Here is a 13291-nt window from a genome sequence, read left to right on the forward strand (position 1 = left end):
GCTCACCTCAACAACATACTCATTTCGCCGTAATTGGACAAACTCCTGCTTTTATTCGTCGATCAGTCCTTGTTTCATATTGATGAAAAAGAGCCTAAGCGGCACAACAAGTATGAGAGACGCAGCAGTATTTAAAAGAATCGTTGGAATAAAGCGTTCGATGACATACGTATTAAACGGCATAATCCCTGGTTGAATCGTCGCTTGAACGCCGTACACATAAAACTCCATCACGGAAACAGCAATAATCGACAGAAAGACGACCACTAACATATTCGTTTGCAAAACTTTAAAGGCTTTCGCTAGCAAATAGCAGAGCGCTCCAAAGCCAAACATATGAACACCAAGTATGCCTGTATACGAAATATCATATAAAAGTCCAAAGATAAAACCGAAAATCACACCATATTTTTGATTCACAAAAGCCGTCATAAATACAAGTGCGAGTAAGATGAAATGAGGAGCTAAAATTTGATTGTCTGAAACAAATGGGAGCTTCACTAGATCGACAAAAATACTGTCAAATACGAAGATAAACAACATGACGAAAGCAAGAAGGACACGTCTCACGAGCCTTCCTCCTTCGTCAATTCAGATGCATCTCCCGTACTTGAGCTGCGATTCACCACAATCACACGGTCTAAATTGTTGAGTTCAGCCGCTGGTTCTACATAAATGATTTTTGTCAGGCCGTAATGATCTGGCTCGATTTCACTTACCTTACCAATCGTCAAGCCTTGAGGGAATACGCCCCCTGCCCCAGATGTTTCAACAAGATCTCCTTTTTTGACATCTCCATCTGCATCAGATTTCAGAATATTCATTGTCAGCATTTTTTTCTTACTGTCATAGCCGTTAATAATTCCGTTGAGTTCTTCTTTGCCCTTTTTCGCAAAAATTTTCGTTGAAATTCTATTATTTTGGTCAGTAGAGCTTAGCAACCTTACAGTCGAAGTAAAATTGTTGAGCTTATCACTTTCAATCTTCCCAATTAACGCACCACTCTCATTTGTGACCGCCATATCTTTGTCAACGCCTTGTTTTTTTCCTTTATCAATCATGACAAAGCTATCCCAAAGGGACGGGTTTCTCGCGATAACCGTTGATAGAATTGGCGTATAATCACGAATAGAGTTCACATATCCGAGCTGCTTGCGAAGCTTTTTGTTCTCATCTTCTAGTTCTTGAAGTTTCGCCTCATATTGGGTTTGTCCATCAAGTTTTTTTCGAAGACGTTCGTTTTCATCGTATGTGTTCTTTAAATCTTGAACATTTCCATAAATACCGGCAATAAATTGTGATGGTTTATGAAAGACACCTTGAAAAAAGCCTGTCGTATCCCCCACTAATTTTTCCGGCCATGAAGCACCTCTGCCGCTTTTCACTGAAAAACCAATCATGGCCACCAGTACGATGACACAGACAAGGAGCAACATTAATCTTTTATTCATAAAAAACTGCGGCATGTCTTACACCTCTTTATTTACGCCCGATTATCGATTATCTTTTGATTTTCCTTTGAACAAATGAATATGCTCTAGTGCTTTGCCTGTTCCGATTGCCACACAGTCAAGCGGGTCTTCCGCAATAATGACTGGCATCTTCGTTTCATCACTAATGACTTTGTCAAGATTACGAAGCAATGCACCGCCGCCAGTTAAAACGATTCCGCGGTCCATAATATCTGCTGCCAGCTCAGGCGGAGTTTTTTCAAGTGTCATTTTCACCGCATCAACAATTGTTTCCACTGTATCGCGAAGCGCTTTTGCAATCTCATCTGCTGTAATCGAGATCGTTTTTGGCAGACCTGTTAAAAGGTCACGGCCGCGAATATCCATTTCGTCATGTACATCAGGCTGCGCAGAACCGATTTCCATTTTAATCGCTTCTGACGTACGATCACCGATCATCAGGTTATACGTTTTACGGATGTAGCTGCTGATCGCATCATCCATTTCATCTCCTGCCACGCGGATTGATTGTGATGTCACAATGCCGCCAAGAGAAATAATGGCTACCTCTGTTGTACCGCCTCCAATGTCTACAACCATACTTCCTGTTGGCTCCCATACAGGCAGGTTAGCACCGATCGCCGCAGCAAAAGGCTCTTCAATCGGGTATGCGTCACGTGCACCAGCTTGTCTTGTTGCATCAATGACTGCACGCTCTTCTACAGCTGTAATACCAGATGGTACACATACCATCACGTAAGGTTTACGAGCAAAAAGCCCTTTGCCTTTTAATGCTTGATTAATGTAATATTTCATCATTGTTGCTGTCGTCTCGTAATCTGCAATGACTCCGTCTTTCATCGGGCGTAGTGCCACAACATTACCAGGTGTACGGCCAATCATATTTCTAGCATCATTTCCGACTGCCACTATAGACTTCGTATCAGTTTCCAAGGCTACGACCGAAGGTTCTCTTACAACAATGCCTTTTCCTTTAATAAAAACAAGCGTATTCGCTGTTCCAAGATCTATTCCAAGGTCTTTTGTACCAATTCCAAACATATGTATGTATCTTCCTTTCTTAAACCAAAATTCCCTTTAGGGAAAAACTCATAAACTCTATTATATCGTAAAACATTGAAAAAAAAAGTGTTACAAATACCCTTTTTCCTTCAAACTCACAAATTTTTGATCACCTATGACTAGATGATCAAGCAGCTGTATTCCAATCAGCTTTCCACATTCAAAAAGTCGCTGTGTCACTTCAATATCTTCCCTGCTGGGCGTCGGATCTCCAGATGGATGGTTGTGCACACATATAAATGAAGCGGCCGAACGTTTAAAGGCCTCTTTGAAAATTTCACGCGGGTGAACGATCGATGAATTCAGGCTTCCAATAAACACGGTATGTTTATGAAGAACTTGATTTTTTGTATTAAGATAAAGACAAACGAAATTTTCCTGTGTCAAAAACCTCATATCTTCCATCACAAAGTTCGCTCCGTCTTCTGGTGTGCGGATCACATAGCGGTTATCCGTCGTTTGATGGTGTAATCTAGTGCCGAGTTCTAAAGCAGCTAAAAGAGAAATCGCCTTCGCCTTTCCAACTCCTCGAATCTTCGACATTTCTTCAATTGAGGCTTCTTTTACAGAGCGAAGACCGCCAAATGTTTGCAAAAGTCTTGCGGAAATTTGGAGAACTGATTCTTTTTTCGTGCCTGTTCTTAGAAGAATCGCAACAAGTTCATGATTTGACAAACTGCTGGGCCCGTATTTGATAAATCGTTCTCTCGGTTTTTCATCATGAGGGAAATGCTTTAGCAGCATAGGGAAATCGTTCAGGATGACCACTCCTTTTAGAATTCCTTCCTGTCTTCAAAAAGGGGTGATTCCAAAGGTTTCAAGCACTCTGACTGTTTTCGCAATAGGTAGACCGACAACGGAAAAATAATCACCATCTATTTTTTGAACAAACAGTGCGCCTTTCCCTTGAATGCCATAGCTTCCCGCTTTATCAAGGGGTTCGCCCGTCTCGATATAGCGGTCAATTTCATTTTGAGTCAGCGTCCAAAATGTCACTTCTGTCTGTTCATAAAATGTTTCTTTTCTATTCTCTGACTGAACCGTGACACCCGTCAAGACTTGATGTGTCTTTCCTGATAATAATTGAAGCATAAAAGCCGCTTCTTTCTTGTCTTTTGGTTTCCCAAGACATTTGCCGTCAATTGCAACAATTGTATCTGCACCAATGACCACAGCTTTGGGGTTTAATCTTTGAATATCATTTGCTTTTTGTTCTGCCAACCATTGGACGTTCTCAGCAGGGGAAAGGTTTCGATTTATTTCTTCTTTTAAATGACTTGCTTGAATGTCATAAGAAAACCCTGCTAGATCAAGCAATTCTTTTCTTCTAGGTGATTGTGATGCGAGAATCAATTGGTTCATGTTTGTTCATCCTTTCAGGGTTTAGCATAAGAAGTAAGATACCCATTCATCCTAGCAAATGTACATCTTACCGACAATTTACGAAAATTCATTTTTCATGTACCTTCATCATTATGTTGGATGCAAAAGAAAAAAACTAGTCATTTTTTGACTAGTTTCGTTTCTTAAAAAATGATTTTACGTATTTAATTGATCAAGCAATGCCTGCTGAGATTTCCAGCCGTTTTCAGCAGTTGGGTCATTTAATAGCTGCACAGCTTTCAGCAAACCGCTTTTAGCCGGTGCGTCCTCTGTTTTGGCACTTTCAAGCTCAGAAATTAGCTGTGTGACTTCTTTTTGATCTACTTCATCGCCTGCAATCACTTTGGATGACAGTACAGATGCCTTTTCTATTAAACTAGTCAGCTCATCTGGTACTTGAAATGAGAGCTCCTTTCCTCCCCACGCCTCAAAGTGCTGATCAATCAATTTCTTCCCTACAGCGCTTGTCATCCCCTGCTCTGTCGCAAGCCCGGCAATGACATAATATCCATCATCCATGGAAATCTTTTTCCCTGCGTACCCTGCATCTTTTAAACTGCCAACTAAGTCATCTGCTCCTTTTTCAGAAGAGAATTTCCCAGCCTGTACAACAAAGGTTGATAAACTGCCAGAGGCACTTTTTTCATCTTTGTTCTCTTTTGATTCATCTGTAGTACCTGCATTCGGCTCATCCCCGCCGGCTTTCATCGATGATTGATTTCCAGAACCAGATGCCGAGACACTGATATCTCCACCTGAAGGATTTGATGTACCATCTTGACTTAAACTAAGCGCAAACACCCCAAGGCCTGTCCCAAGAACGACCGCAAACACAATCGTTGTCATCACTCTCTTAAACGGGCCGCGATTTTTACCGAACTTCTGATCAAAGGAGCTTTTTTTCTTTTGATAAGGTGTGACGACTTTTGGATCAGAATGATAAATATGATCAGCAGCATCATCCCACTGGAAATCTTCTTCTTTCGGTTTAGACGAATCTTCCTGAGAAGCTGCTGTCTCCTGTTCCGAATGTCTCTTTTCTTCCCAATTCGAAAACGTCACTTGATCTTCTTGCTGTTTTGGCGGCTGATGATCATCTTCATGTACCATTTCTTCCTTGCCATTAATATTGACCTTTAGCCCTTGTTTTTTTGCCTGCCTCTTTTTCACTGTCATTCCCCGCTTTCTGACATGTTTGTAAGAAAGACCTTTCTGTCCAATGAATCAGTGCGAATTTAACCCGTCCTTCTTTCTGTTTCACACTTTAACATAGCAGAAAAAAAAAAGAACAAGACTTTTGTCGGCAGGGCAAAAAAGTGTTCGCCAATTTTTTCACCCCTTCGACTAGCCAAATAGAAACAAGACAGGGGCACCACAGAGATACAGCAGAAAAGAAAAAGCGATCGAAGGAACAAAAGGGAATGGCTCGTTTAATCGAAAGGAAAAGACCTTTGCATAAACCATTCCAGCAATACATGAGAGAAAAAGCATGAGAAGGAACGGCTTGAAGCCAAAGCAAAACGCAAGCACACTGAATAGCTTCATATCAGCTCCACCCATACTATTTGGCTTAAAATAATCTAGACTAGAAAACAAAAGAATGCAAAAAATGAGAGAAGCCGCCCCTTCCCACCAGATCAGAAGCGGTTCCAGCGTGCGGTATATGACGAAAAGAGGGAAAAAGAAGAGAAACAGCTCGTTCGGCACTCTCATATAGAGAAAATCACTCACGACAGCAATCACGAATAAACTACAAAGAATCACAAGAAAAAGACCTTCAAACGAAAAACCAACGATCCTATAAATGAGTAAAAAAAGACCGCCTGACAGCAGTTCAATCATTGGGTATAGCCAAGATAGACGAATACCGCAATGTTTACAAGACCCCTTCCATACAGCATAAGAAACGAGCGGGATCATTTCGTGCAGGGATAGCGGCTGTTTACAGGCTGTGCAGTGAGAACGCGGGAAGAGAATAGACCGCTTCACCGGCAGCCTTTCGCCTACGAGATGAAAGAACGAACCCATCGTGATACCTGCAAGAAACAAAAAACTCTCAATCATATGTGGAACTCCTTCCGGGAATAAGATAGACCGGATTTTACCATGCCCCTATCCACTAAAGCATCTAGTGAAAATATGATTTTCCCCCTCTTCTACATATAAAAAGAAAAAGACGCAGGAGGCATCAAAGCCATTTGCGTCTTTTCGTTACCCGATCATACGATTTCGTATATCTGAAATAAAATAAAGGGAGCCTGTCACAAGAATCACCACTGAAGGATCATCACTTTTTTTCTGAATGAACTCAAGCACTGCACGAGGGTCATCGTCATACGATTTTGCCTCTAACTGACTGCACGCATAAAGCTTTTCCGCTGATTCAGCTCTTGGAAAATCAAATGAAACAAAATGGATAGAGGAACTAACGGCTTCAAGTTTTTGAATCATTTGCTTGTACGGCTTATCTTTTAAAGCACTAAAACAGACATGCACTTGTTTACTAGAAAAATGTGCTTGTACCGTTTCAATTAAACGGTCGATTCCTTCTTCATTATGAGCGCCGTCTAAATAAACTGGTGGATGATCTTTAACCTTTTCAAATCTTCCAGCCCAAACTGCATACCGAATACCTTCATATATCTGCTCTTTTGTCACGCTAATATAACCTTCTTGCTCCAGCCATTCAATGAGTAGAACAGCAAGGGAAGCATTTTGCAGTTGATGCGTTCCGATTAACCCTGTTTCAAGCTGCGGATACTGCCTTTTTGGTGTGCTTAACGTAAACTGTTCGCCTGTTTCTGTTGGCTGCTGATGACTGAAGGTACAAATATCCTGTAATGAAATGCATTCCGCCTTCTTTTCTTTTGCGATGTTTTGAATGACCGCAAGTGCTTCCGGTTGATGAACAGCAGTAATCATCGGAATACCCTCTTTAATAATGCCTGCTTTTTCAGATGCAATTTGTTCAAGTGTGTCACCTAAAATCGCCATATGATCATGACCGATTGACGTAATCGCTGTTAAGATAGGGAAGGCAACATTTGTTGAATCAAGTCTTCCGCCAAGGCCTGTCTCTAGTAGGACAAAGTCTACTTGCTGCACATCGGCAAAATAAGTAAATGCACATGCGGTAATGATTTCAAACTCTGTTGCTGCACCAAGCTCTGTTTGATCTAACTCATCAACAAAAGGCTTGATTTTATTGACCAAACTCAGCCATTCTTCATCCTGTATAGGTGCTCCATTCACGCTGATTCGTTCATTGAAAGTTAAAATAAACGGGGAGGTGAAGGTGCCGACTGAATAGCCTGCTGCCTGTAAAACGGAACGAGTAAACGCAATCGTTGAACCTTTTCCGTTTGTACCTGCAACATGTACTGCTTTTATGCGTTGTTCCGGATGGCTTAGTTTGTTCATCAGCCACTTCATTCTTTCAAGACCAGGTTTTACACCAAAGGCCAATCTACTGTGAATCCACTCAATGGCTTCATGATAGGTTGTAAACAATGTCATCTCTCATTTCATCCGAAATTTTCAAAAAAGACGACTCCATTTTGTTAGGAGCCGTCTTTTCAACCTTATGCTTTCAGCTCTTCAATACGCTTTTGAACAGCTTCGCGTTTTGCGACATAGTCACGTTCTTTCGCACGCTCTTCTTCTACGACACTTTCAGGTGCTTTTTTCATAAAGCCTTCGTTGCCTAGCTTTTTCTGGACGCGCTCAACTTCTTTTGTCAGCTTATCCAGTTCTTTTTGCAGACGAGCGATTTCCTCATCTAAGTTGATTAAGCCTTCAAGCGGCAGAATGAGCTCTGCTCCAGAAATAACAGCCGTCATCGCTTTATCACTAGCTGGGACGTCTGTGCCAATTTCTAGTACACTTGGGTTCGTAAAGCGCTCGATATATGAACGGTTTTTCTCTAAGCGTTCCTGCACATCAGATGTAGAGGCTTTAATGTAAAGCTCCACCTGTTTACTCATTGGCGTATTCACTTCACTGCGGATGTTACGAACAGAACGGATGAGCTCCACAAGCAGTTTCATATCAGCAGACGCTTGTTCGTTTGAAAGCTCCGGTTTCACCTCAGGCCAAGCCGCTACAGTAATCGATTCACCTTCGTGCGGAAGATGCTGCCAGATTTCTTCTGTTAAGAATGGCATGAACGGATGAAGAAGTCTCATCGTCTGATCTAATACGTACGCAAGGATGGAACGAGTCGTTTTCTTCGCTGCTTCATCTTCTCCATAAAGCGGAAGCTTCGCCATCTCAATGTACCAATCACAGAAGTCATCCCAAATGAAGTTGTATAAATGTCTGCCCACTTCACCAAATTCATACTTGTCAGCTAGCTGTGTGACACTTTCAATCGTTTCATTTAAGCGAGTTAAAATCCATTGGTCAGCCACTGATTTTTCTCCTGTTAAATCAAGCTCATCATACGTTAATCCGTCCATGTTCATTAAAGCAAAACGTGATGCGTTCCAAATTTTGTTCGCAAAGTTCCAAGTGGATTCAACCTTTTCAAAGCTAAAGCGAAGATCCTGACCTGGTGAGCTTCCAGTTGCTAAGAAATATCTTAATGAATCTGCTCCGTACTTGTCGATGACTTCCATTGGATCAATTCCGTTTCCTAGCGACTTACTCATTTTACGTCCTTGCTCGTCACGGATCAGCCCATGAATAAGAACGTCTTTAAACGGTTTTTCTCCTGTGAATTCAAGACCTTGGAAGATCATGCGAGAGACCCAGAAGAAAATGATGTCATAGCCTGTAACAAGCAAGTTCGTTGGATAGTAGCGCTTGAAGTCTTCACTATCTGCATCTGGCCAGCCCATTGTAGAGAAAGGCCAAAGCGCTGAACTAAACCATGTATCAAGCACATCGTTATCCTGTTCCCAGTTCTCTAAATCTTCTGGTGCTTCCAGTCCAACATATACTTCTTTCGTTTCTTTATGATACCAAGCTGGAATGCGGTGTCCCCACCATAGCTGACGAGAAATACACCAGTCACGGATATTTTCCATCCAGTGTAAATACGTCTTTTCAAAGCGGTCTGGAACAAATTGAACTTGGTCATCTCCATTTTGAAGGTTGATGGCTTCGTCTGCCAGCGGCTGCATTTTTACAAACCATTGTGTTGATAAATAAGGTTCAACGACAGCTCCGCTTCGCTCACTATGACCAACTGAATGCATATGGTCCTCAATTTTGAATAAAATCCCCTCTTCTTGCAAGTCTTTAACAAGCTGTTTACGGCATTCAAAGCGGTCCATTCCTTTGTATTGCAGTGCATTTGCATTCATTGTGCCATCTTCATTCATGACAAGAATACGCTCTAAGTTATGGCGGTTTCCAAGCTCAAAGTCATTCGGGTCATGAGCAGGTGTAATTTTCACAGCTCCTGAACCAAACTCCATATCGACATAGTCATCAGCAACGATTGGAATCTCGCGTCCTGTAATTGGCAAGACCACTGTTTTTCCAATCAAATGCTGATAACGTTCGTCATCAGGATGCACAGCAACGGCTGTATCTCCGAGCATTGTTTCAGGTCTTGTCGTCGCAATTTCAATTGAACCCGTGCCATCTGAAAGTGGGTATCTTAAGTGATAAAACGCGCCTTGAACATCTTTATAAATGACTTCAATATCAGAAAGTGCCGTTTTCGTCGCTGGGTCCCAGTTAATGATGTACTCTCCGCGATAGATCAGCCCTTTTTCATACAACTGGACAAACACTTGGCGTACCGCTTTATTCAAACCCTCATCTAATGTAAAACGTTCACGCGAGTAATCAAGACCAAGTCCCATTTTCGCCCACTGGCTGCGAATAAAGTCCGCATATTCTTCTTTCCACTTCCACGTTTCTTCCACAAATTTCTCCCGGCCAAGGTCATAACGGCTTACGCCTTCTTCGCGAAGCTTTGCCTCGACCTTTGCTTGCGTCGCAATACCGGCATGATCCATTCCTGGCAGCCATAGAACGTCATAGCCCTGCATCCGTTTCATACGTGTCACGATGTCTTGAAGGGTCGAATCCCATGCATGCCCAAGGTGCAGTTTTCCTGTCACGTTTGGTGGAGGAATGACGACTGTATATGGATCTTTCGTTTTGTCATTTTGTGCTTCGAAGAATTTCCCTTCAAGCCAGTACGTATAGCGGTCTTTTTCTATCGCATTTGGGTCGTACTTTGTTGGCATTTCTTGATTATTTGTTTCCATTTATGTAACCTCCACATTTTTTCGGCTGATGAAACATAAAAAAAGCCTTTTCATCCTTATAAAAGGACGAAAAAGCTTTTTCGCGGTACCACCTTTTTTCATGGAACACATAGACGTGTCCCATACACTCTAAAGGATAACGGGGTTCTCCCGAATTTCTCTACTTGTTCATTCAAGAAATTAAGCTCACAGGCGACCTTCCAAACAAGTACATCCTAGGAAACCTTTCAGCACATGGTCTCCCTCTCTTTAGGGTCTTGCTCGTACTCTTCCTGATCCACGCTTACGATATATCACGTTCATCAGCACATACTCATCTTTTATTTATATTACTAAATGCCTTTTGTTTTCGTCAATCATCTTTTCCGCTTTTCTTCTTCTTTATACAAATTAGGCAAGCACCCTTTGCCTCTTTGCCCATATGATAATAACAAAATGAAGAAGGAGGGCGTTTGCTTTGAAAAAGATCAATCCTTATACACTTCCCCCCTGGCTGAGACAAATTCGGGCAGTGGCCTCCCAGGTCGTTCTGCCGATTGCGATATTTCAAGGGTTTCGTACAATCATTTTTCCCACAACATTTGACGTCCTCATCTTAGGTATTCTCATTTTTCTCGCCTGCGCCTTTCACCTTGATTGGTTTTAAACACTCGCGCTTATGTACCAGCCAATATGAACACAAAATAACCTCGTCATTCCGCTGATGACGAGGCACTTTGTTCTTCTTCAAGCCGTCTAGCCTGCTCAATCTCATGTATCTTCATGACGGTCGGCTCTGAATTTTTCATCTGCCAATACGCTCTTAACAGCTGTTGACAGCTTTCCATCTCATCCTGCCCGCCTGCTTCATAGGTTTTAACTGTATCAAACAGACCTTGCGGATAAGCAAGGTAACTAAGGAACAGATGAAGCTCTTCCTCCCGAAGAGGATTTCCTTTTTGGTACGTATAAAACAAGGAAGTGCATTCAGGACAAGACGTGGGATAGGTTTTGAATGTCCGAAAGTAAAAGGTCAGAAGATCATAAATGGGGGCGGCTTTTTTAGACCGCTCAAAATTGGTGAAATGTCCTGTGCCTACATCATTATACAAAAAGTGATGAATCGACAGCTGCCCATGATTTAAGACAACACGTGTTGTTTCTTTATCTTTCATTTCTTCATACCAATCTTCTAATCGTTCAAGGGCAAATTCGCTGGCAGACATCGCCTCTGAAAAATACATCGCAGCAGTCAGTTCAAATGGCGACATATACCAAGTCTGCTCTGCCCGCTCTATGAATCGTTCATACATGTCTTTCTCTGTTTCCCATTTGGTCTTGATTTGTTTGTAGTGCGCTTCGACCTCTTGCTCTGTGATATCCATCATCACTTCAGTCCGCTGATGAAGTCTTGCAATCTCTTGAAACAAATATTCATGTTTATCGTCCTGCTCTTCTCTCTTTTCATTCGTCAGCCAAGGCATGAGATAGTATGCGTACTGACTTTCACGATGACTTGAGAAAAAAGAACCGCTCTTCGTCCGATAAATCGGCACAAAAGAGCGATAGCCCTTTGATTCTAGTTCAAGCATTTGCTCTGTAAACTGCATATGTCGACTGGCTTTTACTCGCTTTAAGGCAAACACGCCCTGCTTTGTATATATTTTGACGACAGCAGGACTGACAGGTTCAACGTATTCCGCCTCAAGCCCGTATTCGTATAGGACAGATTGGATCTCATCCACGTTCACTCACCACATTTTCTCGATCGGTCATCTCTTGTTATGCATTGCTTTTTTGATATTCAGGAATATAAAGAATCTGCCCTTCTTCAAGCTCCGCATCCACCGATAATGAATTTGTGCGAAGAAGCTGCTGCACATTCAACTGATATCGCTCACAAATACGATCGACCGTATCTTCTTGCTGAACTATACATATTTTCATGCGAGAAAAATCTTCCTCCTCCTGCTTAGCAAACAGCTTTGTTAAATAAAGAGAGTTCTCACTGCCCGACGTTTCTCTCACGTCTTCTTCAAGCGCCTCTTCTTCTTGAGCTGACTCATATACTTTTGGTGCTTCTCGTTCATATAACCGTCCAAGCTGGTACGTGTCATCCCGCGCCTCTTCCTCTTCCACGTGATAAGCGGGTGATTCAAATACTGGATACGGCTGAACCTTTTCTTCCTGCTCTTCGGTTATTTCCGGATCTTTTCTCACTTCTACTTCAAAAAACGTGTCCTGCCGTTCTTCTTCATCTAAGAGCTTAGGCGGTTCAAAAAATGGTGGTTCTTGCACCTGAGCTTCAGGTAAGGAGCGATAACCAAGCGCCACTTCTTCTTGGCTCTCCGTTTCCTCCTGTTCTTCCAGTTCTTCGGTTTCTTCTTCCCTACTCACCAGCTCTATCTCAATTTCTTCTTCCTGTTCCTCTTCTTCGGCGCGCGTGTCATGCTGTAATACAGCCTGATCCTCTTCAATCTCACGTTCATAGTCTTGCAGTTCTTCTTCCTCTTCATCTTCTGGCTGCAGCTGATAATCGTAGGTGACGTCGCCATATTCTTCTTCAGAACGATGAACAAATTCATACGGCTCCTCTACAGGCGCTTGAGGCGTTTCCTCGTCTAAAAGACCCTCAATCGCTAGATCAGCTTGAATGGTGAGCAAACGATTTTCTGTCAGTTGGTAATCAAACGCATCAATAAACACAAACACATCATTTAAATGACTGATTTTGTTTTTAGGAATCGTGATATCGACTGGGAATTGATGCAGAAGCTCCGCCGTCCCGTCTTCTCTGACCTTCACCTCATCAGCTTCTCTGTATGATGCATAGGAACTCAATTCACCCAATAGCTCCTCTTGATTTATGTTGTATTCTCCTGTTAGCTCGAGTGAACCTCTAATCGAAACATAATCATTCACTTCTTGAACGAGAATGTCAGGATCGAGAGAAATAGACAGCAGCTCACTGACTTCCTGTCCGCTTTTGAAATAGATGGATTCTTCTACTGAAAACTGTAATCGATTGTTTTGAGACAAGTCGGTGTCCTCCTTTCATCTAATCCTTCAAAATAAAATTAGATGTCAATACAGATGTATGTGAGCGGCAGTGAAAATATGATTGGTTTTCAGCAACACAAAAAAGCCGATATATCTCCATATCGGCTTTCG

At 42.2% G+C, this 13291-nt stretch carries 12 protein-coding genes and 1 other annotated feature; of the genes, 1 reads left to right on the forward strand and 11 read right to left on the reverse strand.

Annotation, left to right across the window (positions count from 1 at the left end):
* Positions 1–51 precede the first annotated feature (51 nt).
* The 9 genes from mreD to ACQYAC_RS06790 form a co-directional block, all read right to left on the reverse strand.
* Positions 52–570, reverse strand: a complete 519-nt coding sequence (mreD, locus tag ACQYAC_RS06750; RefSeq protein ID WP_034661648.1) for a rod shape-determining protein MreD — start codon at positions 568–570, stop codon at positions 52–54.
* Positions 567–1466 carry a rod shape-determining protein MreC gene (mreC, locus tag ACQYAC_RS06755; RefSeq protein ID WP_058014537.1) on the reverse strand — a complete coding sequence of 300 codons (900 nt, stop codon included), beginning with the start codon at positions 1464–1466 and terminating at the stop codon, positions 567–569. The genes mreD and mreC overlap by 4 nt, the downstream gene beginning before the upstream one ends.
* A 27-nt stretch (positions 1467–1493) precedes the next feature.
* Positions 1494–2513, reverse strand: a complete 1020-nt coding sequence (locus ACQYAC_RS06760; protein ID WP_012010766.1) for a rod shape-determining protein — start codon at positions 2511–2513, stop codon at positions 1494–1496.
* A 90-nt stretch (positions 2514–2603) separates the two neighbouring features.
* Entirely contained in the window at positions 2604–3278 is a 675-nt protein-coding gene (radC, locus tag ACQYAC_RS06765; RefSeq protein WP_034662037.1) for a RadC family protein, read from the reverse strand.
* A 48-nt stretch (positions 3279–3326) separates the two neighbouring features.
* On the reverse strand, positions 3327–3896 hold the full coding sequence (locus ACQYAC_RS06770) for a Maf family protein (protein WP_012010768.1): 570 nt from the start codon (positions 3894–3896) through the stop codon (positions 3327–3329).
* A 177-nt stretch (positions 3897–4073) separates the two neighbouring features.
* On the reverse strand, positions 4074–5093 hold the full coding sequence (locus ACQYAC_RS06775; RefSeq protein WP_429942983.1) for an SPOR domain-containing protein: 1020 nt from the start codon (positions 5091–5093) through the stop codon (positions 4074–4076).
* Between the two features lie 168 nt (positions 5094–5261).
* Positions 5262–5981: a prepilin peptidase gene (locus tag ACQYAC_RS06780; protein WP_169056875.1), complete on the reverse strand. Its 720-nt coding sequence runs from the start codon at positions 5979–5981 to the stop codon at positions 5262–5264.
* Positions 5982–6128: 147 nt separating this feature from the next.
* Entirely contained in the window at positions 6129–7433 is a 1305-nt protein-coding gene (locus ACQYAC_RS06785; RefSeq protein WP_429942984.1) for a bifunctional folylpolyglutamate synthase/dihydrofolate synthase, read from the reverse strand.
* 65 nt (positions 7434–7498) lie between these two features.
* Entirely contained in the window at positions 7499–10141 is a 2643-nt protein-coding gene (locus ACQYAC_RS06790) for a valine--tRNA ligase (RefSeq protein WP_429942985.1), read from the reverse strand.
* Positions 10142–10200: 59 nt separating this feature from the next.
* Positions 10201–10430, reverse strand: a binding site (T-box leader).
* A gap of 168 nt (positions 10431–10598) precedes the next feature.
* On the opposite strand from ACQYAC_RS06790, the gene ACQYAC_RS06795 reads away from it, so the two are divergent.
* Positions 10599–10787, forward strand: coding sequence for a hypothetical protein (locus tag ACQYAC_RS06795; RefSeq protein WP_003216497.1), 189 nt, complete (start codon positions 10599–10601; stop codon positions 10785–10787).
* Positions 10788–10833: 46 nt separating this feature from the next.
* Here ACQYAC_RS06795 and ysxE read toward each other — a convergent pair whose 3' ends face one another.
* Together ysxE and ACQYAC_RS06805 are read right to left on the reverse strand one after the other, a co-directional pair.
* A complete protein-coding gene (ysxE, locus tag ACQYAC_RS06800; protein ID WP_429942986.1) occupies positions 10834–11865 on the reverse strand; it encodes a spore coat protein YsxE in 1032 nt (343 codons plus the stop codon).
* Positions 11866–11902: 37 nt separating this feature from the next.
* The gene (locus tag ACQYAC_RS06805; protein ID WP_429942987.1) at positions 11903–13159 is read right to left on the reverse strand and encodes a LysM peptidoglycan-binding domain-containing protein; all 1257 of its coding nucleotides are present in this window, start codon (positions 13157–13159) and stop codon (positions 11903–11905) included.
* Positions 13160–13291 lie beyond the last annotated feature (132 nt).

It is taken from the genome of Bacillus sp. MM09(2025), from assembly GCF_050496725.1.
GTDB lineage: Bacteria > Bacillota > Bacilli > Bacillales > Bacillaceae > Bacillus > Bacillus pumilus.

Excerpts from the sequence above, each read along its gene's own strand:
- mreC (WP_058014537.1), bottom strand. The coding sequence starts at position 1,466 with ATGCCGCAGTTTTTTATGAATAAAAGATTAATGTTGCTCCTTGTCTGT.
- ACQYAC_RS06760 (WP_012010766.1), bottom strand. The coding sequence starts at position 2,513 with ATGTTTGGAATTGGTACAAAAGACCTTGGAATAGATCTTGGAACAGCG.
- radC (WP_034662037.1), bottom strand. The coding sequence starts at position 3,278 with ATGCTGCTAAAGCATTTCCCTCATGATGAAAAACCGAGAGAACGATTT.
- ACQYAC_RS06770 (WP_012010768.1), bottom strand. The coding sequence starts at position 3,896 with ATGAACCAATTGATTCTCGCATCACAATCACCTAGAAGAAAAGAATTG.
- ACQYAC_RS06775 (WP_429942983.1), bottom strand. The coding sequence starts at position 5,093 with ATGACAGTGAAAAAGAGGCAGGCAAAAAAACAAGGGCTAAAGGTCAAT.
- ACQYAC_RS06780 (WP_169056875.1), bottom strand. The coding sequence starts at position 5,981 with ATGATTGAGAGTTTTTTGTTTCTTGCAGGTATCACGATGGGTTCGTTC.
- ACQYAC_RS06785 (WP_429942984.1), bottom strand. The coding sequence starts at position 7,433 with ATGACATTGTTTACAACCTATCATGAAGCCATTGAGTGGATTCACAGT.
- ACQYAC_RS06790 (WP_429942985.1), bottom strand. The coding sequence starts at position 10,141 with ATGGAAACAAATAATCAAGAAATGCCAACAAAGTACGACCCAAATGCG.